Consider the following 25,478-nt stretch of genomic DNA (forward strand, 5'->3'; position numbering starts at 1 on the left):
CCACCTCGTCGAAAACGGAGGGGCTTGAGACATGATCATCACCCGCAGAGACGTCCTCGCCGCGGCAAGCTCTTTCGCTGCCTTGGCTGCAGCAGGCCAGGTTGGCGCAGCTTCTGTTCAAGGAAGGAATGAGACAATGAAGATCACGCGAGTTGGATCACAGCCGTCCGGCCCCGGGCCGGCCGATTCCTTTACCGGAGCCGTGCGCATCGATCCGCTCTTCCAGGCGCCCGAGCCGGCGCGCGTCGGTGGCGCCAGCGTCACGTTCGAGCCTGGCGCCCGCACCGCGTGGCACACGCACCCACTCGGCCAGACGCTGATCGTCACGGCCGGTCTCGGCTGGGTCCAACGCGAAGGCGCGCCAGTCGAAGAAATCCGGCCAGGTGACGTCGTCTGGATTCCGCCTGGCGTGAAGCATTGGCACGGCGCGTCTGCGACGACGGCGATGACGCATCTCGCTATCCAGGAATCCCTTCATGGCAAGCCGGTCGAATGGCTGGAGAAAGTCAGCGACGAACAATACCGCAGCTGAACGCTGGCGGCACCCGGCGTCAGCACCTCTTCCCTTCTCCCCTTGTGGGAGAAGGTGGCCGAGCGAAGCTCGGTCGGATGAGGAGTGTTCCAGCTTGGCACCGCCGCACTCCGTCCAACACCCCTCAACCGTCTTGGCGCTGCGCGCCAATCCACCTTCTCCCACAAGGGAAGAAGGGAAGATCACGCCTCGAGCCAGACCTATCGTGTCGGCATCGATCCACGCAATGAACGCTTGACCTCAAGTTAACTTGAGCTTGTAGCATTGGCTTGCACGGATGGAAGGAGCATCGGCAATGCTGACGAATATGGATTTCCACGGTCTTCGCGTAGCGGTCACGGGTGGCACGTCCGGCCTCGGGCTGGCGCTTGTGCGGCAGCTCGCCGCGCACGGTGCGAGCGTTGCCTTCGTCGCACGCACTGCCGCGGACGTCGAGCGCATCGCTGACGAGACGGGCGCACACGGCATTGTCGGCGACCTCGGTAAGAAGCACGACATCTACCCGATCGCGTTGCAGGTCACCGCGAGCCTCGGCGGGCTCGACGTTCTGATCAATAATGCATCGAGCCTCGGGCCGGTCCCCCTTGCGCTGCTTGCCGACACCGAGTGCGAGGATCTGGAAAAAGCGCTTGCGGTCAATCTCGTCGGCGCGTTTCGGCTGACCAAAGCGCTGTTCGGTGCGCTTGCCACGTCGGCGCGCGAGGGCCGTGGCGCGCTAGTGATCAACATCTCCAGTGACGCGGCGGTGAACGCCTATCCCGGCTGGGGTGCGTATGGTGCGAGCAAGGCCGCTCTTGCCCATCTGACGGCGATCTGGGACGAGGAGGCGAAAGACGATGGCATAAGGTTCCTCGCGCTCGACCCCGGCGATATGGACACCCCGCTGCACGCGCTGGCGCTTCCTGACGCCGATCCGGCCACCTTGAAGCACCCCGATCTGGCAGCTGCCGAGATCATCGAAAAGCTGCTTGACGCGTTGCCGGCTGGCGCAGCGCCCCGCGCCGTGGCACGTGGATGATTGCCGCCGACCATCCGGATCGGCGCTCCGCCAGGCTGTTGGTCGTCATGGCGGACGGCGCGATGACCGACCTGCCGCGCGCTGACCTCGCGAAGCTGTTCGAGCCCGACGACCTGGTCGTCGCCAATGACGCCGCGACCTTGCCTGCCAGCTTGCACGGCACGCATGTCCCCAGCAGTGAAGCGATCGAGATCCGCCTGGCGGGCTGGCTGTCACTTGCCGATCCAACGCGTTTCGTGGCGATTGCCTTCGGCGCGGGCGATCACCGCACGCGCACCGAAGATCGGCTGCCTGCGCCTCCACTGTCACCGGGCAATCGCCTCCGGCTCGGCCCGCTTGAAGCCGTTGTGGAGCGCCTTCTCGACCATCCCCGCCTTCTCGAGCTGCGCTTCTTGGGCAACCGCGCAGCTGTGCTTGCAGGACTGGCGCAGCACGGCCGGCCGATCCAATACGCGCATGTTCCCGAGCCGTTGGCACTTTGGGATGTTTGGACGAAGATTGCCGCCCGGCCGATCGCGTTCGAGGCGCCATCGGCAGGCTTTGCGCTCGACTCGCGCACGCTTCAAAGCTGGCGGCGGCACGAAATCGGCTTCGCAACACTCACGCATGCCACGGGCATTTCCTCCACCGGGGATCACGCGCTCGACTCGCGACTTCCCTTCGACGAGCCATACCGCATCCCCGAGCACACCGCGGCGCAGGTCGCGCGGGCAAAGCTGCGCGGCAGCCGCATCATCGCGGTCGGCACGAGCGTCGTGCGCGCGCTTGAGGCGGCCGCCAATCCCGATGGCAGCGTGCGTGCAGGAAATGGCATTGCGACGGGCCGCGTCGCGCGGGACACGCCGCTTCGCGTGGTCGATGCGATTCTCACAGGCGTCCACCAGCCCGGCGAAAGCCATTTCGAGCTCCTGCGCGCCTTTGCCGACGATGCTCTGCTCGCCAACGCCTCCGCAGCCTTCGCCGCGCACCGATACCGCACGCATGAATTCGGCGATTCCATGCTGCTCATCGGCAACCGCTGGATTGGTCGCACGACCCAAACCGTGCGCGAGACGCAGCCTCTACTCTATAGGCGATCCGAGATCTTGGTTTTCCAGGGCTTCCGGAAAACCATGTTTTAACAGGTAATTGATTTAGAATAACTATTTTGACCTTAGTAGCTACGAATCGAGGGTCAGGAGTTCGCATCTCTTCGGGCGCGCCATTCCAAAATCGTGTCGCGACGTCCAGTTCTGACCCAACGGCGACTTTTGTCTGGACCGTCGGTAGGTCTCGTCAGGGTGGAAACCGGAGTACGGCCAGAGAACTGTCCTTCCAGAAGCGACGCGGGATCAAGGGACGTCGCCTGGCCGGACGTGACGCGCAGGAGAGGGCATCTTTGCAACCGCGACGATCACTCCGGCACGCCGGAGATGCCCAGCGCCTCGACGTAACTCTCGGCGAACACCTTGTCCCGCCACGGGTTGATCTGTCTCTGCAGGGTGAGCGTGTAGGTCGGGAACGCCTCCATCAGCCGCCGCGCCGCCGCCTGCGCCTCATCCAGCCGGTTGAGTTTGACCAGCGCCATGATCACCACCCGGTGCGAGGAGCCGTAGTTCGGCATCTCGTGCAGCGCGCTCTCTCCCCATGCCAGCGCTTCTTCGTAGCGCTCGAGCATCAGGTAGCTCATCCCGATGCCGGAGAGCGCGATGCCCTTCTCGGGGTCGACCGGGCTCAGCCGCATTGCCCTGTGAAAATGCTCGATCGCGACGAGCGGGCGGCTGGAATGTGCGTTCACCCAGCCGCTGCCCGTATGGCCTTGCGCCGAATTGGGGTTGAGTAGCAGGGATCGTTCGATCGTGCCCAGCGCCATCTCGTAGTCCTTCGCGCTGTAGGCGATCACCTGCGCGGCGAAGCGTAGGCTCGTGGGGTCGTCGCGCGCTTCAGCCAATACCTCGCGCGCCATGCGCGCGGCGACTCGGTTATCGTCGGGCTCGTGCCAGCACTGGCTCACGGATAGGCTGCGGATATAGGCGCCGAGTGCCTTCGCCAAGTTGAAGCTGGGGTCGATGCTGAGCGCCTCGTTGGTGAGCCGGCGCACGTCGGCAAAGCCTTCGGGCGTCATGCTGTAGAAGCGCGGCAGCGCGCGAAGGTAGAGGTCGTAGGCGCTGATGTAGTCGGTCGGCTTCATGCGCGCCTGCTTGATCTCCTGCAGCCGGATGCTCGGCTCGACGGCGCCGACGACGCTCTCGGTCACCTTGTCCTGCAGGTCGAAGATGTCGCTCACGTCCCCCTCGAAGCGGTCGGCCCAGACATGGTGTCCGCTGATCGCGTCCACCAACTGCCCACTGATGCGTACCCGCGATCCTGCTCTGCGGATGCTGCCTTCGAGCACGTAGCGGACGCCCAGCTCGCGCCCGACCTGGCGCAGGTCCACCGCCCGGCCCTTGTAGGTGAAGGACGAGTTGCGGGCGATCACGAAGAAGGAGTTCACCCGGCTCAATCCCGTGATGATGTCCTCCACCAGCCCGTCGGCGAAGTATTCCTGGTCGGGGTCGCCGCTCATGTTGGTGAAAGGCAGAACCGCGATCGAGGGTTTCTCGGGCAGGGGAGGCAGTGCAGCCACCGAGGCGCTGGCGTCGGTCTCGACGCGGTAGGCGCGCACAGGCCGCTTGATGTTCTTGAGGCGCAGGTCGCCGAGCGGCGTGAAGCCGCAGTCGAGCTTGCCCTGAAGGTGCTCGTAGGCGGTGCCCGATACGACTACGGCGCCGGGATCGGCGATGCTTTCGAGGCGGGCGGCGATGTTGACCCCGTCGCCGTAGAGGTCGCCGTCCTCCTCGCAGACCACGTCGCCGAGATTGACGCCGATGCGGAAGCGAATCCGCTCTTCCTCGGGCGTCTCCGCCTCGTGTTCTGCCAGGGCCTGCTGGATCGCCATCGCCGAGGTCACCGCGTTAACGACGCTCGCGAACTCGCACAGCATCCCGTCGCCGGTGAGCTTGACGATCCGACCCTGGTGCTCGGAGACCAGCGGTACGAGGAGGTCCTTGCGGTAGATCTTCAGCCGCTCGAGCGTGCCGCGCTCGTCGCGCTCCGTCAGGCGCGAATAGCCGACCACGTCACAAGCCAGGATCGCTGCGAGGCGGCGCTTCGTGGTCATTGCACCGCTCAGCCAAGCGCCGGCACGCGGGCCGCCCCGCGTCCATGTCCTGCTAACTTCCGGACGCCCTGTGTGCATGGTATCCATCTCTCCCAGTCGCCGCCCGTCGCCGATACAGAACGGAGATCGCAGCTGACCTTGCCTTCACGAGACTTCGCTATCCCGCTTGCGAGGCGTGAAGCGTTCCAGTCGCCGCGCTAACAGCCAACCGACGACACGCCCACGCTAGCCTCTGGGACGCTGACCACTCCCAGAAGGCCGGAGATATTTCCTGCTCTGTGTAACCGGTTGACGCCACCGTGGCGGTGCTTTGTCACCGCGATGTAACAGGGAGATGCCCGACAACGCCCGCATCACACCAGACGTTCGCGCTTGGAGGTGCTGAGGTCGGCAAGTGGCGCAACGCCGACCCTCCGCTCCGAGAAGTGATCTTAGAAATCAATGGGCGCAGTAATGACATAGCGGTGCCCAGTTTCATCCTCTCCGGCGCGCCATTTGCAGCCGCGATAGTCGGTGACAGCAAACGGCAACGCATTTTTTGTTTCTGGCAGATCAGCGGCGATCGGCGGAACTCATGGGAAAGCGCCAGCACATTTCCATGTCTGTCACAGTCCTGTTCCGCCGTCGCAACGCCTGCTGATGGAATCCACCATTTGCTCAACTCACCCGCAAAGCGAGCTTGCCGACGTAGTGGGTGGCAAGTGCTCGGTGCGCATCAACAACCCTGTTGAACGCGAATGTCCGGGCGACATGGACGTCGAACGGGCCTGAGTCGATCAGGCGGTTAAGCTTGTCGGTCGCGTCCTGGCTGCGGGCGCAACGCGAAGTGGCTGATTATCTCATCGCGCACGGCGTCATCTTGCCAACGCCAGCCCCGATCTCGAAGAAGTTGGCTGCCGCCGACGTAGAGAAAGGCCGATCCTCCTTCTCCCGCCTCTGTGCCTACTGCCACAATGCCGTGCCGGACGAAGGGGCCAATCAGGGACCGACTTTGTGGAACGTCGTCGGTCGCGACAAAGCATCTGTGGCCAAGAGGCGTTACTCCGACGCCTTGCTGGCATGGCAGGGTGTCTTGACATACGAGGACCTGAACAAATTTCTGCTTGAGCCCATGCTCACGACGCCGGGCGTTTACATGGAGGTGCCGGGTGTTCCGGACGAGACTGAACGAACGAACTTAATTGCCTACTTGCGCACACTCAGTGACACGCCAATCCCGCTACCCTGAATCCTCGCTGCCAGGAGTGGCCGCGGCCGGGTTGCGCCGAAGCCGATGAACGCTCGAATTCTGCATGGAGGTCACTTCGCTTCCCCTTGACCAATGACCGGTTGGTCCGATCTTGGCTGGGGCGGCGAGGGCAGTTTATGGGGCGCAAGGCGGACCGCTCCGAGCGGTGATCTCAAAAAGGCGCAGCAACAATATACGAGTTCCCAGTTTCATCCTGTCCGGCGAACTTATTTCGGCTGGACTGCGGTGCACGCTCTGCATGCCCAGCCGTTGAGTTTCACCTCGATTTGGCTTTGCGTTGCGCTATCTAGCCAAAAATGGAGGCAGCCATGCGTATGACGTTCCTACTGGTGACATCAGCGACGATGATGGCGACAGTCGTTGCCCACGCGGACAGTCAGTCCTCGAACACAAGCTCGAATAGCTCGTCGAACAACGGCGTTGTGCGTGAGCGAATTGTCGAGACCTACTGTGAAGACGACTATTGTGAGACCTACGTCAAACGCAGGGTTTACCAGGAGGACCGATCCTCCCGTCGTTACAAGGACTATGATCGTCGCCGCTAGCGACCGCTATACGGATGATGACGACGACGACTAATGCATGTCGCGCAAAAGTGCGTAGCGGTTTTGCGATAACGACATGCATAAAAACAACAACCTAAAGCGCGTCGCATGAGGCTTTAGGAAAAAGCCGCCCCGCTGACGCACGCGAGCGCTCGATTTTGGACCGGATCGGCGGCCCAGCTTCTCGCACCGAGATGCTTTTGGCGCACCAAGGGCGACGATGACGGTATCGGCTTCGCGACCCTGCGGCGACGAGGATTATCGTCGCCAGAAGGGCTTGGCGATCTCTGCCTCGACCTGTCGTCTCGTCAGACCGATGTCGTCGATCAAATGGGGATTGTCCTTCGACATCTGCTCAAGTTCCCAGCGAAAGCGTTTGCGCTCGTCCCAGGCCGCGATAATGCTGCGCAAGGTCGTCAGGTGCCGACGCGACATTTCCGCCGGCTCCACGGGCGTTGCCCCTGCCTGATGTGGGGCCGATGCAAGAGTATCGTTCATAGCAACCTCCATCGGTTTGAAGGTCCAGGGACCCTCGACCTGAAAGAGGCTGAATTCTGCAGGATACGAACAGCGTCGTAATTAAGCTCTGCCAAATAGTTCTCAAAACTTCCAAACGGGCTATAGATACGCCGCATGCAGGGATCGCGCTTTGCCTTTGGTCCGTTCGTGCTTGATTCCGGTGCGGGAACGCTGCTTCGCAATGATGTCCCCGTTGCCGTTGGCTACCGCGGGCTAAAGCTGCTTGCGGCGCTCGTTGGACGAGCCGGCGAGATCCTTGAGAAGGCCGAGTTGATGGACGCGGCGTGGCCGGGCACGGCCGTCGAGGAAGGCAACCTCACCGTGCAGATCGCGCTGCTGCGAAAGCTGCTTGGCCCGGCTGCAGATGGTGGCGACTGGATCGCCACGGTTCCGCGCGTCGGCTACCGCTTCACGGGGGCCGTCGAACAGCTCGGCGCGAAGCGAAAACCTATACCGCTGCCCGGCAAGCCATCGATAGCGGTGCTGCCCTTTGTCAATGTCAGCAACGATCCCGAGCAGGAATCCTTCGCGGATGGCTTGACCGACGACCTGATTACCGACCTGTCCAGGATCTCCGGGCTGTTCGTCATCGCACGCAACTCGGCCTTCGCCTATAAAGGAAAGGCGATGGACGTGCGCGATATCGCACAGGATCTCGGCGTGCGCTACCTGCTGGAGGGGAGCGCACGGCGCGCTGCGGGGCGCGTGCGCATCAACGCCCAGCTGGTCGACGCAGTGAGTGGCGACCATCTATGGGCGGAGCGCTTCGATCGCAGCCTGGAAGACATTTTTGCCGTTCAGGACGAGGTCACCGGCATGATCGTCGAGGCGTTGCTCGGCAGGCTGCGCGCACCGCCGCCGCGCAACCGGCCCAAAAGCCTTGAGGCTTACGATCTCTGCGTGCGGGCGCGCAAGCTGATGGATGACACGCCGCAGACGGCGCGCGAAGCGCATCTGATGCTTACCCGCGCGGTTTCGCTCGATCCGGAATATGCCGAGGCCTATCGCTGGCTTGCCATGAACCACTGGATGGGATGGGTGCATTCCGGCGGACCAACCGAAACGTCCCGTAGCGTTGCGTTGGAACTGGCGCGCAAAGCCGTGGCGGTCGATCCGAACGATGCCGGCTGCCGCTGGGTTTTGGCTTACCTGCTTGCCTATGAGCGCAGCTTCGCCGAGGCGGATGCGGAATTCGCCAGGGCGATCGAGCTCGATCCGAACGAGGCCGATGCCTGGGCGGCATTGTCCGACATCGCGGTCCTGGCCGGACGGGTAAAGGAAGGCCTTGAGCACATTCGCAAGGCGTTCCGGTTGAACCCGTTTCCGGCAAGTTGGTACTATCTGACGCTTGGCCAGGCGCAATATGCGGCCGGCCAATACGAAGCGGCTGCCGAAACACTGCGCAGGGACGAGACTTATCGTACAAGCTCACGCCGCTTCCTGGCGGCAAGCCTTGCCCAACTGGGCCAGGTCGACGCGGCGCGCGCCGAGGCCGAACTGTTCCTCGTCGGCAACCCGCATTTCACAACCCGCCACTGGGCCGCGACGGAGCCATTCCGCGACGCTGCGACGCTCGAGCATTTCGTCGACGGCTTCCGCAAGGCCGGTCTTCCGGAGTGACGTGCCGGCGTGACCTCCCAAAACGCTTTCGTACCGTTCGTGGCGACTACGCCTCAAAGCGACTCGTGGCGTCACGGTCGCGCTCGTACCGCCTCGTGAGCGGAAACGGCGGCAACCAGGACTCGCGACGGATGATCCAGCTTTCGTAGGTTGGCATCAGTTGGTCGGGGGCGTCCAGGGATCCCAGGTTCAACTCGATTTCGTCTGCGGTGCGTCCGAAAATTGTCGAGCCGCAGCGGGGGCAGAAAAACCGCCCGGCGTAGTCGCGCGTCTCGCCTTCGATCGTCACAGCGTCTTGGGGGAACACCGCGGAAGCGTGAAAAAGCGCGCCATGATGCTTGCGGCAGTCGAGGCAATGACAAATGCCGACCCGGTACGGGAGCCCCGACGCCACAATCCGGACGCTGCCGCAAAGACAACCGCCAGTGAATCGGTCCATGCTGCGTCTCCTCCAAAATCAAGCGGTCGCAATGGCTACAACGAACGGCACCGTCATTGCAATTGCCACGCGCGGGGCCGTCTGCGGGACGCATCGACTTCCGCAGTGGGCGACAGCTGGCTCGCTTGCTGCAGCCGCATGCCATCTGGAAAGTTCGGACGAAGCGGCCCTTTCGCTCTTGACAATTACACTCGTCAACGCGCATTGACAGGAAAGATTGTCAATGGGAGGGCTGCATGCTCGATATCGAAGTCATAGATCGGCCGAGCGCGGCCGCCGCCGCGTTGGAGCCCGTTCGGAGTCAACTCCTCTCAGAACTGCGGGAGCCGGCCTCGGCCGCTACCCTCGCCACACGCCTCGGCCTCAAGCGGCAGAAGATCAATTACCACCTGCATGCTCTGGAGGAGCACGGGCTTGTCCAAGTTGCAGACACGCGCAAGTGGGGTGGCCTGACGGAGCGGCTCATGGTGGCGAGCGCCACAAGCTATGTCGTCTCGACGAGCGCACTGGGTCCGGTCGGCGCCGATCCGGACCGCACCCCGGACCGCCTGTCGGCAAGCTACCTGATCGCGCTCGGCGCCCGGCTGGTGCGGGAGATCGGAGCTCTCCAGCGCGCCGCCACCGATGCCGGCAAGCGCTTGGCGACCTTGGCGATCGACACCGAAATCCGCTTCCGCTCCGCCGCCGACCGCGCCTCGTTCACGCGTGAATTGACTGAGGCCATCACCACGCTGGCAGCACGCTATCACGACGAAACTGCGCCGCAGGGACGGTCGCATCGCCTTGTCGTGACGGCGCATCCGTCACCAGCCAAACCGCAAGGAAAGGTGGTTCAGTAAAAAAGATGCTGCAGGCGATCGCTCGGTCGATGCAGCGAGCATCGCAAAACGGGAGGAGCCAAAATGGCGAACCTGGCTTGGAAAGCACTGCCCAACTCCCGCGGAGTAGCGCTGCAGGAGAAACGCAATTGTCAGTTTCATCCACGCTGGCGGCGCCGACGAAGCTTTCCGAGTTATGATTGCCGACTTCGTGCGGGCAAGCCGCTGGGGTGCTTCTGCGCAGTCTGCTCCGCAAGCAGATCGAAGAGCCATGCCACGCCCGCATCCACCATCGCGACCTTGGGAGCGACGGCGTTGAGCCGGAAGCCGGGCAACGGCAACGGGGCATCGAGGCTCAGCACGCCGAAACGCGCCGCATGCATGGCAACGAACCGCCGCGGCAGGGCCGAGATGAGGTCGGTCTCGGCGATGACGGCAAGCGCGAACATGAAGTTCGGAACCGTCAACGCAACCCGTCGCGCCCGGCCTTGCTTGGCTAGTTGTTCATCGACGAAGCCGTAAGGATCGCCGCTGTCCGAGACGACCAGATGCTGCACGCTGCAGTATCGCTCCAGGCTCGGATCACGCGCGAACGGATGTCCAGGGCGCATGGCAATTACAAAGTCTTCCTCGTAGATGCAGCGCTTTTCGAAGCGAGGCGGGATGTCATCGGACGGAATGATCGCGATATCGATGGCGTGCGCCTCGAGATCGACAATCGCGCTCCGCCAGACGCGGGCTGGCGAGGGCAAGATCTGACGCACGCCGACGTCGATGCGTGGCGCAATCCGGCTGAGTTCGGCGAGGAGCGGGCGCAGGATCACGGCTGAGACACCGTCCGGTGCGCCGATTGCGAACCGGCGCATGGCCGTGGCGGGATCGAAGGGCGCGGCAGTCGCCATCACGCTGCGCACGCGCGCCAGAACGTCGGCGATCGGCGCGGCCAGTTCCGTTGCACGCGCCGTCGGCACCACGCCCTTGGGCGTTCTCAGGAACAGCGGATCGTTGAGGAGCCGGCGCAGCCGGCCGAGTCCGTGACTGACTGCCGATGGCGTCAGGTTAAGCCGGTCCGCCGCCCGGCCCACGTGGCCCTCTCCGAGCACGGCCTCAAAGAGGACGAGGAGATTGAGATCGGTACGCGAAAGATCAATTTCATTCAGCATATCCAGATATCATATCATTGGCTTCATCAAGATCAAACATGCAATTCTACCGGCTGGGCGGTGCATCGCTCGGACGAACGCGAAATGGCGGCTTGCGCATCGGCATGCAGACCCGCTCGTCCGGGGTGTCAGCCTGGAGCAGGCGGCCGCGCTGGCCCGCCGCTGCCGGCATTCACGACGAAATTGCCGCGCTCAGAACCTCCCAAGGTTCAGCGCCGCCGCCGTCCTTGCCGGTCGCCAAGATGAAAGACTGGCTGCACGGCAACGAGGCGATGCGAGAGACGGTCTAGCCAGTTGGCGCATGACCCCGAACATCGGAATCGATTTCGCAAGGGATTATGCGCCAGATCAAAAGCTACAGCGGACCCAAAGAGATGGCACCGCCCATTACAAGGCCTGTTGCGCCGGCGGCTCTTTCGCCACGGCGGCTTCCTCCTGGCTGAGGGCGCCCGGCCGGAGCTTGAACAGGATCAGCAGCGGCCCGGCGACGAAGATGGAGGAATAGGTCCCGGCGAGGATGCCGAAGATCATTGCGACCGTGAAGGACTGGATCACCTCGCCGCCCCAGATCGAAAGCGCCGCCAGCGCAAACAGCGTGGTCACGCCGGTCAGGACCGTTCGCGCCAGCGTCTGGTTCATCGACAGGTCCAGCAGCTCGGCAATCGGCATCCTTTTATAGCGGCGCAGATTCTCGCGGACCCGGTCATAGACGACAACCGTATCGTTGATGGAATAGCCGACAATAGTCAGGATCGCGGCAATCGAGGTCAAATTGAACTCTATGCCGGCGACGACGTAGAAGCCGACCATCAGGATCACGTCGTGGAACGTCGAAATGATGGCGCCGAGCCCGAACTGCCACTCGAACCTGATCCAGATGTAGACGAGCATCGCCAGCAGCGAGGCGAGCACGCCCATTGTGCCGTTGAACGCGAGCTCGGAGGACACTGTCGGACCGACAACCTCGATGCGGCGGAACTCGTAGTCGGTTTCGAGCGCGCTTCTTACCTTCTCGACGGCGGACTGTTCGGCAACGTCGCCGCCCCCCTGGGTGCCGATGCGGATCAGCACATCCCGGGCCGAGCCGAACTCCTGCACCTGCACCTCGCCCAGTTCGAGACCCGTCAGCCGCTCACGGATGTCGCCGATGTCGGCCTGCTGGCCCTTTGCCTGCACCTCGATGCTCGAACCACCGCGGAAGTCGATGCCGTAGTTCATGCCGACAGTGAAGAACAGCACCGCCGAAGCGATCGACAACAGCACGGACAGCGTGAAGGCGTATTTTCTGAATGCCATGAACGGCACGCGCGTGTCGTCGGGCACCAGCCGCATGACACCGGCGGGCATGGTTTTCGGCCGCTGCCGGCGAAGCCAGAACGCGACCAGCCAGCGCGTCAGCGTGAACGCCGTGAACACGGTGGTGACGATACCGATGGCGAGGGTGACGGCAAACCCCTTGATCGGCCCCGAGCCGAGGAAGAACAGGATGACGGCGGCGATCAGCGTCGTCACATTGGCGTCGACGACAGTCGCCAGCGCCTGTTTGAACCCGGAATCCATCGACTGCACGATCGAGCGCCCTTGGCGGTTCTCTTCGCGGACGCGCTCGAAGATGATGACGTTGGAATCGACCGCCATGCCCATCGTCAGCACGATGCCGGCGATGCCAGGCAGCGTCAGCGTCGCCCCGAGCACGGACAGGACGGCGATGATCAGTGCGACGTTGGCCAGCAGCGCGATATTCGCGATCAGCCCCAGCCGCCCATAGGCGAACAGCATGAAGCCGACGACGAGGACCCCGGCGATGATTGCCGCGAACTGGCCCGCCTCGATCGAATCGCTGCCGAGGCTCGGACCGACGGTGCGCTCCTCGACGATGGTGAGGTCGGCAGGCAGTGCACCGGCGCGCAGCAGGACCGCAAGATCGTTCGCGCTCTCCACCGTGAAACTGCCGGATATCTGCCCGGTGCCGCCCAGGATCGGTTCGCGGATCTGAGGCGCGGAGATCACCTCGTTGTCGAGGATGATCGCGAACAGGCGCCCGACATTGGCCTGGGTGGCCTGACCGAAGCGGGTGGCGCCGCGGCTGTCAAAGCGAAACGAGACCACCGGCTCGTTGGTGCGCTGGTCGAAGGTTGCCTGCGCATCGACAAGGTTTTCGCCGGAAACGATGATCCGGTTCTCGATCAGATGCGGAACCCGCGGCTCTTCCGTCGAATACATCACCGTTGAGCCCGCCGGCGGGCGGCCGGAGATCGCCTCCTCGACCGGGATCGACTGGTCGACCATCTGGAAAGTCAGCTTAGCCGTCTGTCCGAGGATATCCTTCAGCCGCTGCGGATCCTGCAGGCCCGGCACCTGGACCATGATGCGGTCCGATCCCTGGCGCTGGATGATCGGCTCGGTCGTGCCGAGTTCGTTGACGCGCCGGCTCACCACCTCGATCGATTGGGTCAGCGCTGCGGCGATCCGGTAGTCGATCCCGGCTTCGGTCAGCGTGAAGCGCAGCAGGCCCGGTTCCGGCTCGGTCATCTCCATCTCGGTCACCGAGCCGCTCATGAACATGCCCGTCGAGATCGGCTGCGCCAATCTTTCGAGCGCGCTCTTCGCCGCTTCGATCCGGCCTTGGTCGCGAATGCGGACCTGGATGGAATTGGCGGTGCCGGCAAGCCCGGTATAGCCGATCTGGGCATCGCGCAGCGATGTGCGGACCTCGTCGCGTGCCGATTCGAGACGTTCGTTGGCAAGGTCCTGCCGATCGATCTGGAGCAGGATGTGCGAGCCGCCCTGCAGGTCGAGTCCCAGCGTCAGCTGCTGCTTTGGCAGCCAATTCGGCAGCGATGCCAGAGTGGAGGCGGGAACCAGATTGGGAGCTGCGTAAAGAATACCGGCCAGGACCGTCAGCCAGATGAGAATGGTCTTCCAGCGCGAAAAATGCAGCATGTTCTTGTCCGTTCAGCCCATATCGGGCGGAAACCGCCTCCGACAAGAGCTTTGGCGTTCCGATCGGCGAGCAACTCGACGAACGGAACGCGATGTGAAAGTTTTGCGAGTCCAGGACCCCGGTCGCGGCCAGGTTCACGCCGTGAGAAGCGGAGGCGCGCGCGCATCAAAGGCGCGGATCGGCGACAATTCCGGCCGGTCTTCGGACCATATGCCAAACGGCGCGGCTGACGCGGTTTCAGGCGGCAGCCGCAAATCCGCGATAATGCAAAACGGTTTGCCATCTCTCGCAATGACAGGTGTCTTGAAACGGGAAGTCTCAGCGCCGACGTGGCGCGCAATGCTGCGGGCAAGGACAGTCGGGTGTGTGACTGGCTCGGTCGCGCCGATTTGGCCTTTGGCTAGGTCGTGCGCAACCTGGTCGGCTGTTGCCGCAGGAATGGTCCAGATCAGAAAGAGCAGCGAAGCCAGCAGCCGCAGACCGGCACCCAGGCTGAGCACGACGCCAGGCCCGCCCCGTCCTCGGCCGCCTCGTCTCATCCCATCGCTACGGCTTTCATACACTGCGACCAATACGCTTTCGCTTTCGTTGCCTCGGTAAGCGGCGAGCCGCGTTCTTGGTCTCACTATAGCACTTGTGCTGCGAATTGAAGCGCACCTTTCTCGGGACTAGAACGGTTGGCTGCAGAAGCTGTTCTCAGATTGCCGAACTGGATATTAGTATACTCGTATACCAATATCCACAGGAGCCTCATCTGCATAGCTTTGGACCACCTTTGTCCGGGACGTTAGCGCTGCAGGGCAACGCTACACAATCACGAAATATCAGACAAATCGGACTATTTACGAGCAGCCAATGAGTCTCTAGAGTTCAGATCGTGGCTGGGATGGCGCCGTTCTTTCGCTGCCAGCACCCTTGAGGAGGAGGGCGTCCAAGCCGCATTCGACAAAGTTCAGATCAGCGAAAATGACTGGATCAAATGGGAGGTTGAACATGAAATCTGCGATACGAAATGCGTCCGTCGCCGCAGCGGCCCTGGCTCTAGGTCTGTCCTTCACGGCGATTGCCGGTGCCCAGGACAAACCGACGCTGGCCTTCGTCGTCAACGGCGCTTCCGATTTCTGGAAGGCGGCCGAAGCCGGCGTCAAGAAGGCCCAGGCCGAATTGCCCAACTACAATCTCGAGCTCAAATATCCGGAACAGTCGTCGGTCGCCATCCAGCAGCGGCTGATGGATGATCTGGTGACGGCCGGCGTCAAGGCGATCATGGTTTCGGCCGTCGATCCCAAGACCTCGACCGACGGGCTCAACAAGATCGCCTCGGAGACGGCGCTGTTCACCACCGACAGCGACGCGCCGCAGACCAAGCGTATCGCCTATATCGGCTCGTCCAACATCGATGCCGGCAAGCAGGCGGCCGAGATCGCCAAGAAGGCGATGCCCGACGGCGGCAAATGCCTCGGCTTCGTCGGCCTGCTCGGCGCCGACAATGCCAAAGAGCGCATCGAAGGCATGAAGGAAGGGCTCGCCGGCACCAAGATCGAGTTGATCGACGTGCGTGGCGACGACATCGACCAGGCCCGCGCCAAGAAGAACGTCGAGGACGCGCTGGTCGCCAGCCCCGACGTCACCTGCATGGTCGGCTTCTATTCCTACAACACGCCGCGCATCTATGAAGCGCTGCGCGACGCCGGCAAGCTCGGCCAGATCACGGTCGTCGGCTTCGACGACGATCCGATCACGCTCGGCGGCGTCAAAGAAGGCACCGTTGCCGCCACCGTCGTGCAGCAGCCGTTCGAATGGGCCTACCAGGGCATGAGGCTGATGGCGGCCTATCTCGAGGGCGACAAGTCGGGCATTCCGGAGAACGGCCTGATCATCATCCCGACCAAGATCATCGGCAAGGACGACGTCGACGCCTATGCCGCCAATCTGAAAGCGATGTCCGGAAACTGAGCGTCGTCGGCGCTGGCCCCTCATCCCCCTTCTTCCCGTGCAGAACGGGGAGAAGGGCAGTGGTTGCAACGCTGGCGAATCCTCCGTTTTTTACGGGGAGAGGGTTAGGGGGAGGGCAGCGCGACGCTGGCGTGACTGGCTCCGCTTGTTATTGACGGGCCTGATCAGGCTCATCAATCTGCGGGGAGGCTGGCCCGCCAACTGCTGTCAGGCATGATGAACTATTCCGACGCATCCATCGGCGCATCCACGATTGCCCCGTTCCTCAGTCTCGAGGCCGTGCGCAAGACCTATCCCGGCGTGGTCGCGCTGGACGGGTTTTCGCTGGAGGTGAGGCCTGGCGAGGTTATCGGCCTCGTCGGCGAAAACGGCGCCGGCAAGTCGACGCTGATGAAAATCCTCGGTGGCGTGACCACACCCGACACCGGCACGATCACCGTCGACGGCGTTGCCCATGACGGGCTGACCGTCGAGGCCAGCATCGGTTCCGGCATCGCTTTCGTCCACCAGGAACTCAACCTGTTCGAAAACCTCGACGTTGCTGCCAACATCTTTTTCGGCCGCGAGCCGTTGCGCGCCGGTCCGCTCAGGCTTGTCGACCGCACCAGGCTGCGCATGCTGGCGGCGCCGCTGCTCAAACGTGTGGGCGCCAATTTCTCGGCCGACACCCCGGTATCGGCGCTGTCGCTTGCCCAGCAGCAGATGGTCGAAATCGCCAAGGCGCTGTCGATCGAGGCGCGGCTGGTCATCCTCGACGAGCCGACGTCGAGCCTGCCCCTTGCCGAAACCGACAAGCTGCTCGATGTCATCAAGGCGTTGAAGGCCGACGGCATCAGCGTCATCTTCATCTCGCATCGCCTTCACGAGGTCGAGCGGGTTGCCGATCGCGTCGTCGTGCTGAGGGACGGCATGCTTGCCGGCACGCTGCCGAAGAACGCCATCAACCACGACCAGATGGTCAAGCTGATGATCGGCCGCATGCTGAAGGAGCGGGAGAAGGCCGCAGAATCGGCGCGCCCGCCCGGCGCCGTCGCGCTGTCGGCCAAGGCCGTTCGCACCAGCGCCTATCCAGACCGACAGGTCGATCTCGGCGTCAGGCGCGGCGAAATCCTTGGCCTGGCAGGCCTTGTCGGCTCCGGCCGGACCGAACTGGCGCGCGTGCTTTTCGGCATCGAGAAGAGCCTTGGCGGCGCGCTCCAGCTTGATGGAAAAGATCTGGTTCTTGGTTCGGCGGCCGACGCTGTGGCCAACGGGATCTTCCTCGTCCCCGAGGATCGCAAGCTGACCGGCATCCTGCTCGACCTGTCGATTGCCCAGAACATTTCGCTTCCCAATCTGCCGGCCCATGCCCGGCGATCCCTGGTCTCTGCCCGTGCCGAAGCCGTCACCGCCGAGAAGCAGAAACGCAATCTCGGCATCAAGGCGCCCTCGGTGGCGACGCGCACCGGCACGCTGTCGGGCGGCAACCAGCAAAAGGTGGTGCTGGCCAAGTGGCTGGCCATGAGCCCCAAGGTGATGATCCTCGACGAGCCGACGCGCGGCATCGACATCGGCGCCAAGGCGGAGATCTACGGGCTGATGCGGGCGCTGGCCGATGCCGGCGTCGCCGTGCTGATGATATCGAGCGACATGGAGGAGGTGATCGGCGTCTCCGACCGCATCGCCGTCATGCATGAGGGCCAGATCTCAGGCATTCTCGACAAGGAACAGTTCAGCCAGGAAAACGTGCTGCTGCTGGCCGTCGGCAAGCAGCCGAAATAGCTTTTGTTTGGCGCAGGTTCCGGTCGCAAAACCGCGCAACACTTTTGCGGAACCTGCTTAGGCAGGCATTGGGGAGAAGACGATGAGCAAGAAAGATCTCGGCCTGCTGATCCTGATCCTTGTGGTCGGAGCGGTGGTGGCGATCATCAACCCGCGTTTCCTGCTGCCGATCAACCTCGCCAACACATCGAACCTGATCGGGCTGTTCGGCATCCTGGCGATCGGCCAGGCCTTCGTCATCATCACCGGCGGCATCGAATTATCGGTCGGCTCGGTGGTTGCGCTGCTCGGCGTCCTGTTCGTCGATTTCATCGCCACGCGCGGCATGGCATGGCCGGTGGCACTGCCGCTGATCCTCGTGCTCGGCGGCATCATCGGGCTGGCACATGGCTGGCTGATCACGCGGCTCAAATTGCAGCCTTTCGTGGTGACGCTGTGCGGCCTGTTGATCTATCGCGGCGTGGCGCGGTTCTACACAGCCGACGGCACGGCGGGCTTCGCTTTCGGACAGAATTTCCCGGAACTCGAATTCCTGACCGCGGGGCGATCCTATGGCGTGCCAAACAGCTTCATCGCGCTGATCGTCATCGCCATCGTGATGTGGGTGGTGCTGCACCGTTCGGTGTTCGGCCGCTACCTCTACGCCATCGGCAAGAACGAGGAGGCGGCGAAATATTCGGGCATCCGCACCGGCCGCGTCGTCATGGCGGCCTATGTCATCTGCGGTGTGCTGACGGCGCTGTCGGCGATCTATTTCGCCATGTACACGCGCTCGATCTCGCCGGCCAGCCACGGCCAGTTCTACGAACTCTACGCCATTGCCGCAGCCGTGCTCGGCGGCTTCTCGCTGCGCGGCGGCGAAGGCTCGCTGCTCGGCGTGATCCTAGGCACGGTTCTGCTGCAGGAACTGCAAAACCTCGTCAACCTGCTTGGCATCCCGTCCTCGCTCAATTTCGCGGTGATGGGCGGCGTGATTTTGATCGGCGTGCTGGTCGACCAGCAATGGGGCGTGTACCGGGAGCGGCGGCTGATGCTGGAGGCAACCCGCAAGGGCGCGGCCGGCGCGGCAGCGGAGTAGCGGCTCCGCCTCTCCCTTCTCCCACAGAGGGAGAAGGTAAGAGGCGGCTTAAATCGTGCCCGACCGGTCGGAGAAGGCCATTGCCTTGCGCAGCACTTCGACAAAACGCTCGCCGGCCGCCTCGCGCTGGCCGCTATTGTCGATCGGGGTGACGCCTGGCCCGGACAACGCCACATTGGCGCTGCGCGCCAGCCGCGCCAGCACTTCGCCGCGCGACTCGCGGCCGCGCATCGCCAGTCGCTCAGCCAGGATCTGCGGCGATGCGGTGATCTCGACGACAGCCAGATTGGCATAGCGATCACGCAGCGCCGGGATGATGGCGCGGGAGACATTGGCGATGGCGACGCGGCCATTGGCCACCGACCGGTCGACTTCAGCCGGGATGCCGTAGCGCAAGCCATGCGCCTCCCAGGAGATGGCGAAGGCGCCGTCCGCCTCAGCCTCGACGAAGGCCGCATCGGCCAGCGTGTCGTGATCCTCGCTTGCCGTGTCGCTCGGCCGGGTGATGACCCGGCGCACGAACTCCAGCCGGGTCTCGTCGGCAAACAGTGACCGGGCATAGCCGATCACCGTGTCCTTGCCGGCGCCGCTCGGCCCGACGACAGCGACGAACACCCCGTCGCGGATCGGAAACGCCGCGGCGGACAATTCACGCTCGATCGACGCCGACACCATCACGCGACCCGACGTCCCTGCCGCCAGACCGTGCGGACAACCGGGACATGGTCGTCAAGACGGACGCGAACCAGATCGGCGCGCCGGCCCTGCTCGATGACACCACGGTCGGCGAGGCCGACTGCCTCCGCCGGGTTCTTCGAAACCATCGCCACCGCCTGCGGCAGGGAGATGCCGTCGACAACGTCGCCGAGGAAAAACGCCGACTGGATCAGGCTGAAGGGGATGTAGTCGGACGACAATATGTCGAGCAAGCCTTCGCCGGCGAGTGTCCGGGCTGAAACATTGCCCGAATGCGAGGCGCCGCGCATGACGTTCGGGGCGCCCATCAGCACCCCGAGCCCGGCGGCCTTCGAAGCTTTTGCGGCCTCTTTGGTGGTCGGGAATTCGGCGACGCGGACGCCTTGTTCGATCGCCTCGTCGACATGGCCGGTCGTGGCGTCGTCATGGCTGGCCAGCACGATGCCGCGCTGATGGCAGGCGGCAGCAATGAAGGCGCGGTTCGGCCCCGAATTCGTCGCCGACTCCGCCATCCGCTTCTCGCAGAATTGCTGGAATTCGCGGTCCGTCAGCTTTAGCTTGCGCTGGTAGTAATAGGCATAGGTTTCCAAATCGACGAACTGGCGCTGTCCCGGCGCATGGTCCATCAGCGACGCCAGCTTGATCCTGTCATCGCCGTCAAAATGCGCGAAGGCTGCAAGGCAATCCGGCGCCGAAACCTCGCAGCGCAGATGGATGAAATGGTCGGCCCGCAGCCGGTCCTGCTGGACGCTGTCCTCGATCGCATCGGCCAGCTTGCGCATGTCGGCCGAATTCATGTCGGCGTCGTCGTCCATGCCGACGCGCAAGGCATCGAGCACGGTGGTGATGCCGGCGGTCGCCACCTGCGCGTCGTGGGCGAGAACGGCGGCGATCGGGTTCCAGCGCACCTTCGGCCGCGGCGCGTAGTGACCCTCCAGGTGGTCGGTATGAAGCTCGACCAGCCCGGGAATGATGAAATCGCCGGCCATGTCCTCGCCGTTCCGGCCGGCGCCGGCATCGATCCCGGCGATCAAGCCGTCGCGCAGCACGATCGAGCCTTCGACGATCTCGTCGGCAAGCACGATGCGGGCATTGTTGAGAACGGTCTCGACGGTCATTTCAGGCAGTCCTTGGAGCATTTGCGGCCAATTGAATCACCGATTGGGAATGAGTTGGCGTCGTACAAAAGCGGTTAAAACAAGTAGTTTTCAGGCAGTTTTTCTCACCGGGCGCCGCCCGAGCGCATGATGGGAAAGCACCATGAACGGGGCGCCAGGTTCGGTTTCGACAAACAGGATCAGCGCGTCCACCGGCACCGGCCGTTGCAGGACTCCAGCAAACAGGCTGTCGATTGCTGCGCGAAGACGAGGGCTTTCCTGTGACGAGGCGCGGCCGGACAGCGTCATATGAAAGCGGAAGGTCTCGAAGACATAGGGGTAACCCCACTGGCAGAGATTGCGGAATTCAGCCGGCTTCAGCGAGTCAGGGCTGCGCCGTTCGATCTCAGCCTCGCTCAGCGGCGCGCGAAAACGGTCGAAGTCGCGCACGACGTCGTCGGCGAAGCGGTTGAGCGCCGGCAGCGGTCCTTCCGGCACCAGCGCGAAGAAGCCGTCGATCTGGCTGACGACCAGCCGTGGGATCGTCACCACCGGCGTCGTTTCGGCGAAATCGTCCAGTGCCGCGCGAAGCGCGGCTTCCGTTTCGTTCGAAGCCAGCCGGAAGGGCGCCTTCAGCGTCGCATGAAAGCCGTAGCGGCGCGCCGAAGCGGTATGGAAGGCGACTTCCGCCGGCGACAACTCGCCCACGGCCTCGACCGGCCTCGTGGCGGCGCCGAACGGGTCGCGGCCGAGCCAATTGGCGGCGATCCGCGCCAGCGGTTCGTCCTGCCGGGGGGTGAAATAGATAGCGTAGCGCATCGAAAGTCCTCGTCAACTCCCGCTGCCATAGGCGATTTGCATGACGAAATGACGAAGCTGATGATCGCTCCTGATAACAAACTTGTTCAGGCGGGTCATTAGCCGACGATTTTTTCGCCTTGGGCCAGTTGCCGACCCGGACGGGCAGCGCCTCAGGCCTTCATCAGCCATTCGTGCTCGGGCGCGTTGTGGAATTTCCACGTCCGCTTCGGCCCGGCCATGACGTTGAGGTAGTAGAGGTCGTAGCCATGGCAGGCGGCGCAAGGGTGATAACCCTTGGGCACCAGCACGACGTCGCCGTCCTCGATCGCCATCGCCTCGTCGAGCGAACGAGCCCCGTTCCGGTCGGCATCGGTGTAGACGCGCTGGAAGGCAAAGCCCTGCGGCGGATTGAGGCGGTGGTAATAGGTCTCCTCGAGATAGGACTCGGCCGGCAGATTGTCCTGATCATGCTTGTGCGGTGGGTAGCTCGACGTGTGGCCGCCAGGCGTGATGACCTCGACCACCAGCAATGAATCGGCCGGCTTGCCTTCCGGCAGGATGTTGGTGACATAGCGCGTGTTGGTGCCCTTGCCGCGAACCTCCTGGCCGAGATCTTTTGGCGCAATGACGCGGACCGGCAGGCCGCCGCCAAGCCCCGGCGCTGAGCAGACCGCGAGTTCGAGACCGGTGTCGGCGGTCACCGACCAGTCAGAGCCCTGCGGCACATAGATCGACCACGGCTTGCCTTCGAAGGGCGACATGCGTTCGCCGAGCAGGCCGAGATCGTTGCCGCCGGCCTTGGCCTTGCCCTCGCCGGTGACGAACACCAGGCAGACTTCACGGCTCGCGGTTTGTCCGGAGACGGTCTCGCCGGGCCGCAATCGATGCAGATCGAAACCGACATAGGTCCAGCCGGCGTTTTGCGGCGTCACATGGGCGACGCGGCCATGGCCCTTATCGGCTTTGACGAGCAGTTTCGACATCGCACTTCACTCCTTTGGTTCGGCGTCGGCCGAACCCTTGCCGCTGTCGGCCGGCTTGTAGAGATAGAAGAACTGCCAGACGGCATAGCCGGCGAAGCCGAGCGCGATCGTGCCCCAGAACGGCGCGCCGGTGGCAAACTCGACCACGGCCCAGCCCAGGCAGACCGCGACGATGGCAACACGCCGCCACAGCGGCCGGAAGAACGGATGCTCTGAATCCTTCATCGGATCAGCCCCCGCATCGGATGACCCCGTCGACGGGAATAGACTCGCTCAAGCATTGGGGAAGCCCTGCGTTTCAACCGTGTAGCCGGCGGCCGTCATCACCCGCATCAATTCCCTGTAGCCGACTTGCGCCATCCTGAGCGGCGGATTCTTCTTGGGGTCCTGCTCGGCCTCGACCACGAACCAGCCTTCATAGCCGTAGTTCGCCAGCCTTTCCACAATGGCACCAAAATCCAGCGACCCGTCGCCCGGCACCGTGAAGGCGCCGAGCGCCACGGCATCAAGGAAGGATTGCTTCTGGCGATCGAGTTTTTCGATCACCTCCAGGCGCACGTCCTTGACATGGACATGATTGATGCGCCGGTGATGATTGTCGACGGCGCGCAGCACATCGCCGCCGGCAAAGGCCAGATGGCCGGCGTCGAGCAGCAGTGGAATGCCTTCTCCCGAATGGCGCATGAAGGCGTCGAGCTCCGGCTCGGTCTCGACGACCGCCGCCATATGATGGTGGTAGGAGAGCGGCATGCCTTGATCGGCGCACCATTCGCCGAACTGCGTGAGGCGCCTCGCATAGGCCCTCATCTCGTCGTCCGAAAGCCTGGGCTTGGTGGCGAGCGGCTTTGAGCGGTCACCCTGGATGGAGCGGCCGACCTCGCCATAGACGATGCAGGGCGCGTCCACCGCCTTGAACAGATCAATCATCGGCTGGATGCGATCCTTATTCCTGGCCATGTCTTCGTCGACCAGAGTACCGGAGAACCAGCCGCCGCAGAGCGTCACGTCGGCCTTCTTCAGGATCGGCAGCATGATTTTCGGATCACTGGGAAAACGGCGGCCCATTTCCATGCCGGTGAAGCCCGCCGAGCGCGACTGCGCCAAGCATTCCTCCAGCGACACGTCATCGCTGAGTTCCGCAAGATCGTCGTTCCACCATGCAATGGGGGACATGCCCAGTTTGGCTTTCAAGTCGTCACTCCAATGTCAGTTCGTTCAATTTTCATTCGCCGACATCAATCACCAACACTCTGCATCCGCCGCTTTTCTTCATAGGCTTTGCGTGCGGCGTTGACCTGCGGCCGCGAAGAAACTTCCGGCACGGCGACGTCCCACCAATGGCCGCCGACATCGGTCGACACCAGTGGATCGGTGTCGATGACCAGTACCGTCGTCTTGCTATTGTCTTTCGCTTTTGCCAGCGCCGTTTCCAGCCCGGCGATCGACGAAACTTTCTCGGCGATGGCGCCGAGGCTTGCCGCATGCGCGGCGAAGTCGATGTCGGGCATAATCTCATGGCGGGCGTCCTTCAGCAGATTGTTGAAGTTGGCGCCGCCCGTTGCCATCTGCAGCCGGTTGATGCAGCCATAGCCGCTGTTGTCGAGCAGCACGATGGTCAGCTTGAGGCCGAGCATGACCGACGTTGCGATCTCGGAATTGAGCATCAGATAGGAGCCGTCGCCGATCATGACGACGACCTCCTCGTCGGGCTTGGCCATCTTGACGCCGAGCCCGCCTGCGATCTCGTAGCCCATGGTCGAGAAGCCGTATTCGGCGTGGTAGGAGCCGGGCGCGCCCGCCTGCCAGAGCTTGTGCAATTCGCCGGGCAGGCCGCCGGCGGCATGAAGCAATATCACGTCGGAGCCCATGGCGCGTTGCACGGCGCCGATCACCTGCGCGTCCGACGGGTAGGCGGCATTGGTCGAGGCCGTCACCTTGCCGGCTTCGGCCTGCCATTCTTTCTTGCCCGTGGCCGCATTATCGGTCCAGGCTGCCGGCGCCTGCCAGCCGTTCAGCGCCGCGCCGAGTTCGGCCAGCCCTTCGGCCGCATCGGCTACCAGCGGCAACGCCTGGTGCTTGCCCGCGTCGAAAGGCTGGACGTTCAGCCCGATGATGGTCTTGCCGGAATTCTTGAACAGCGCCCACGAGCCGGTGGTGAAATCCTGCAGCCTGGTGCCGACGGCAAGCACGACATCGGCTTCTTCAGCCAGCCGGTTGGCCGCCAAAGTGCCGGTGACGCCGACCGCCGCCATGTTGAGGGGATGATCGTCCGGCAGCGAGGATTTGCCGCCCTGCGTCTCGCAGACCGGGATGCCGGCGCCTTGCGCCAGCTGCGCCAGTTCGCCGGAAGCCTGCGAATAAAGCACGCCGCCGCCGGCAATCACCAAGGGCTTTGTTGCCGCCTTCAGCGCCGCCACCGCGGCCGCCAATTCCCCACGGTCCGGACGCGGCCGGCGCTGATGCCAGACCCGTTCGGCAAAGAAGCTCTCGGGGTAATCAAAGGCCTCGGCCTGCACGTCCTGGCAGAGCGCCAAGGTCACCGGTCCGCATTCGGCCGGATCGGTCAGCACCTGCATCGCACGGTTGAGCGCCGGGATGATCTGCTCGGGCCGGGTGATGCGGTCGAAATAGCGCGACACCGGCCGGAAGCAGTCATTGACCGTCGCCGTTCCGTCGGAGAAATCCTCTGCCTGCTGCAGCACGGGATCGGGGATACGATTGGCGAAGACGTCGCCGGGGAGAAACAGGACGGGCAACCGGTTTACATGCGCAAGTGCCGCCGCCGTCACCATGTTGAGCGCGCCGGGGCCGATCGAACTGGTCGCCGCCATGAACCGGCGGCGGAAATTGGCCTTGGCATAGGCGATCGCCGCATGCGCCATGGCCTGTTCGTTGTGGGCGCGAAAAGTCGGCAATTCGTCGCGCACCTGATAAAGCGCCTCGCCGATGCCGGCGACATTGCCGTGGCCGAAGATCGCCCAGACGCCGCCGAAGATCGGCATTTTCCTGCCGTCGATCTCGGTCATCTGGCAGCCGAGAAAGCGGGTCAGCGCCTGCGCCATCGTCAGGCGGATTGTCTTGGTCATGTTGTTTTCCTCCGCAGTCCTTGTGCCGCGCCTT

The 25,478-nt window shown here is 63.4% G+C and carries 23 protein-coding genes; 10 read left to right on the top strand and 13 right to left on the bottom strand.

The genetic code is table 11. From position 1 onward, the window contains the following. Positions 1-136 precede the first annotated feature (136 nt). The 3 genes from AC0L2C_RS06980 to AC0L2C_RS06990 all read left to right on the top strand — a co-directional run bounded on the left by AC0L2C_RS06980 (position 137) and on the right by AC0L2C_RS06990 (position 2,671). A complete protein-coding gene (locus AC0L2C_RS06980; RefSeq protein ID WP_287238409.1) occupies positions 137-532 on the top strand; it encodes a (R)-mandelonitrile lyase in 396 nt (131 codons plus the stop codon). 295 nt (positions 533-827) lie between these two features. After that, positions 828-1,550: an SDR family NAD(P)-dependent oxidoreductase gene (locus AC0L2C_RS06985; RefSeq protein ID WP_473523036.1), complete on the top strand. Its 723-nt coding sequence runs from the start codon at positions 828-830 to the stop codon at positions 1,548-1,550. Beyond that, complete coding sequence (locus tag AC0L2C_RS06990) at positions 1,547-2,671, top strand: S-adenosylmethionine:tRNA ribosyltransferase-isomerase (protein WP_473523037.1); 1,125 nt, start codon at positions 1,547-1,549, stop codon at positions 2,669-2,671. The genes AC0L2C_RS06985 and AC0L2C_RS06990 overlap by 4 nt, the downstream gene beginning before the upstream one ends. 272 nt (positions 2,672-2,943) lie before the next feature. On the opposite strand, the gene AC0L2C_RS06995 is transcribed toward AC0L2C_RS06990, so the two are convergent. Beyond that, on the bottom strand, positions 2,944-4,689 hold the full coding sequence (locus tag AC0L2C_RS06995; protein WP_473523038.1) for an adenylate/guanylate cyclase domain-containing protein: 1,746 nt from the start codon (positions 4,687-4,689) through the stop codon (positions 2,944-2,946). A gap of 657 nt (positions 4,690-5,346) precedes the next feature. Next, the gene (locus AC0L2C_RS07000) at positions 5,347-5,469 is read right to left on the bottom strand and encodes a hypothetical protein (protein ID WP_353838664.1); all 123 of its coding nucleotides are present in this window, start codon (positions 5,467-5,469) and stop codon (positions 5,347-5,349) included. Between the two features lie 10 nt (positions 5,470-5,479). Between AC0L2C_RS07000 and AC0L2C_RS07005 the strand changes: the two genes are divergently transcribed. After that, the gene (locus AC0L2C_RS07005; protein ID WP_287071048.1) at positions 5,480-5,917 is read left to right on the top strand and encodes a c-type cytochrome; all 438 of its coding nucleotides are present in this window, start codon (positions 5,480-5,482) and stop codon (positions 5,915-5,917) included. A gap of 824 nt (positions 5,918-6,741) precedes the next feature. Here the strand turns inward: AC0L2C_RS07005 and AC0L2C_RS07010 are convergent. After that, positions 6,742-6,981 carry a DUF1127 domain-containing protein gene (locus tag AC0L2C_RS07010; RefSeq protein ID WP_287064099.1) on the bottom strand — a complete coding sequence of 80 codons (240 nt, stop codon included), beginning with the start codon at positions 6,979-6,981 and terminating at the stop codon, positions 6,742-6,744. 135 nt (positions 6,982-7,116) lie between these two features. Between AC0L2C_RS07010 and AC0L2C_RS07015 the strand changes: the two genes are divergently transcribed. Then, the gene (locus tag AC0L2C_RS07015; RefSeq protein WP_473523039.1) at positions 7,117-8,622 is read left to right on the top strand and encodes a winged helix-turn-helix domain-containing tetratricopeptide repeat protein; all 1,506 of its coding nucleotides are present in this window, start codon (positions 7,117-7,119) and stop codon (positions 8,620-8,622) included. 46 nt (positions 8,623-8,668) lie between these two features. On the opposite strand, the gene AC0L2C_RS07020 is transcribed toward AC0L2C_RS07015, so the two are convergent. Then, positions 8,669-9,061 carry a GFA family protein gene (locus AC0L2C_RS07020; protein ID WP_287238418.1) on the bottom strand — a complete coding sequence of 131 codons (393 nt, stop codon included), beginning with the start codon at positions 9,059-9,061 and terminating at the stop codon, positions 8,669-8,671. 236 nt (positions 9,062-9,297) lie between these two features. Between AC0L2C_RS07020 and AC0L2C_RS07025 the strand changes: the two genes are divergently transcribed. Further along, positions 9,298-9,900, top strand: coding sequence for an ArsR/SmtB family transcription factor (locus AC0L2C_RS07025; RefSeq protein ID WP_287120155.1), 603 nt, complete (start codon positions 9,298-9,300; stop codon positions 9,898-9,900). 173 nt (positions 9,901-10,073) lie between these two features. Here the strand turns inward: AC0L2C_RS07025 and AC0L2C_RS07030 are convergent, their stop codons facing one another. Next, complete coding sequence (locus AC0L2C_RS07030; RefSeq protein ID WP_287238421.1) at positions 10,074-11,042, bottom strand: LysR family transcriptional regulator; 969 nt, start codon at positions 11,040-11,042, stop codon at positions 10,074-10,076. Positions 11,043-11,080: 38 nt separating this feature from the next. On the opposite strand from AC0L2C_RS07030, the gene AC0L2C_RS07035 reads away from it, so the two are divergent. Next, on the top strand, positions 11,081-11,332 hold the full coding sequence (locus AC0L2C_RS07035) for a hypothetical protein (RefSeq protein ID WP_473523040.1): 252 nt from the start codon (positions 11,081-11,083) through the stop codon (positions 11,330-11,332). A 97-nt stretch (positions 11,333-11,429) separates the two neighbouring features. On the opposite strand, the gene secDF is transcribed toward AC0L2C_RS07035, so the two are convergent. Further along, positions 11,430-13,985, bottom strand: coding sequence for a protein translocase subunit SecDF (gene secDF, locus AC0L2C_RS07040; RefSeq protein WP_287238424.1), 2,556 nt, complete (start codon positions 13,983-13,985; stop codon positions 11,430-11,432). Positions 13,986-14,979: 994 nt separating this feature from the next. Here secDF and AC0L2C_RS07045 point away from each other — a divergent pair. From AC0L2C_RS07045 to AC0L2C_RS07055, 3 genes are all read left to right on the top strand, one after another. Next, a complete protein-coding gene (locus tag AC0L2C_RS07045; RefSeq protein ID WP_287238426.1) occupies positions 14,980-15,942 on the top strand; it encodes a sugar-binding protein in 963 nt (320 codons plus the stop codon). A 216-nt stretch (positions 15,943-16,158) separates the two neighbouring features. Beyond that, entirely contained in the window at positions 16,159-17,703 is a 1,545-nt protein-coding gene (locus AC0L2C_RS07050) for a sugar ABC transporter ATP-binding protein (RefSeq protein ID WP_287246963.1), read from the top strand. Positions 17,704-17,785: 82 nt separating this feature from the next. Then, positions 17,786-18,781 (top strand): ABC transporter permease, encoded by a 996-nt coding sequence (locus AC0L2C_RS07055; RefSeq protein WP_023796946.1) that lies wholly within the window; start codon positions 17,786-17,788, stop codon positions 18,779-18,781. Between the two features lie 48 nt (positions 18,782-18,829). Here AC0L2C_RS07055 and phnN read toward each other — a convergent pair whose 3' ends face one another. The 7 genes from phnN to iolD form a co-directional block, all read right to left on the bottom strand. Further along, positions 18,830-19,459: a phosphonate metabolism protein/1,5-bisphosphokinase (PRPP-forming) PhnN gene (gene phnN / locus AC0L2C_RS07060; protein WP_023796945.1), complete on the bottom strand. Its 630-nt coding sequence runs from the start codon at positions 19,457-19,459 to the stop codon at positions 18,830-18,832. Beyond that, positions 19,456-20,595, bottom strand: a complete 1,140-nt coding sequence (locus AC0L2C_RS07065; protein ID WP_287238428.1) for an alpha-D-ribose 1-methylphosphonate 5-triphosphate diphosphatase — start codon at positions 20,593-20,595, stop codon at positions 19,456-19,458. Before AC0L2C_RS07065 ends, phnN begins: the two co-directional genes overlap by 4 nt. Positions 20,596-20,685: 90 nt before the next feature. Then, complete coding sequence (locus tag AC0L2C_RS07070) at positions 20,686-21,393, bottom strand: DUF1045 domain-containing protein (protein ID WP_473523041.1); 708 nt, start codon at positions 21,391-21,393, stop codon at positions 20,686-20,688. Positions 21,394-21,545: 152 nt separating this feature from the next. After that, on the bottom strand, positions 21,546-22,358 hold the full coding sequence (gene iolB, locus AC0L2C_RS07075; RefSeq protein WP_023796942.1) for a 5-deoxy-glucuronate isomerase: 813 nt from the start codon (positions 22,356-22,358) through the stop codon (positions 21,546-21,548). 6 nt (positions 22,359-22,364) lie between these two features. Continuing rightward, on the bottom strand, positions 22,365-22,583 hold the full coding sequence (locus AC0L2C_RS07080) for a DUF3329 domain-containing protein (RefSeq protein WP_027152068.1): 219 nt from the start codon (positions 22,581-22,583) through the stop codon (positions 22,365-22,367). Between the two features lie 48 nt (positions 22,584-22,631). Next, positions 22,632-23,549 (bottom strand): myo-inosose-2 dehydratase, encoded by a 918-nt coding sequence (gene iolE / locus AC0L2C_RS07085; protein ID WP_128244610.1) that lies wholly within the window; start codon positions 23,547-23,549, stop codon positions 22,632-22,634. A gap of 44 nt (positions 23,550-23,593) precedes the next feature. Further along, the gene (gene iolD / locus AC0L2C_RS07090; RefSeq protein WP_128244609.1) at positions 23,594-25,444 is read right to left on the bottom strand and encodes a 3D-(3,5/4)-trihydroxycyclohexane-1,2-dione acylhydrolase (decyclizing); all 1,851 of its coding nucleotides are present in this window, start codon (positions 25,442-25,444) and stop codon (positions 23,594-23,596) included. Between the last annotated feature and the right edge of the window lie 34 nt (positions 25,445-25,478).

The sequence above is a fragment of the Mesorhizobium sp. WSM4845 genome, from assembly GCF_055811455.1.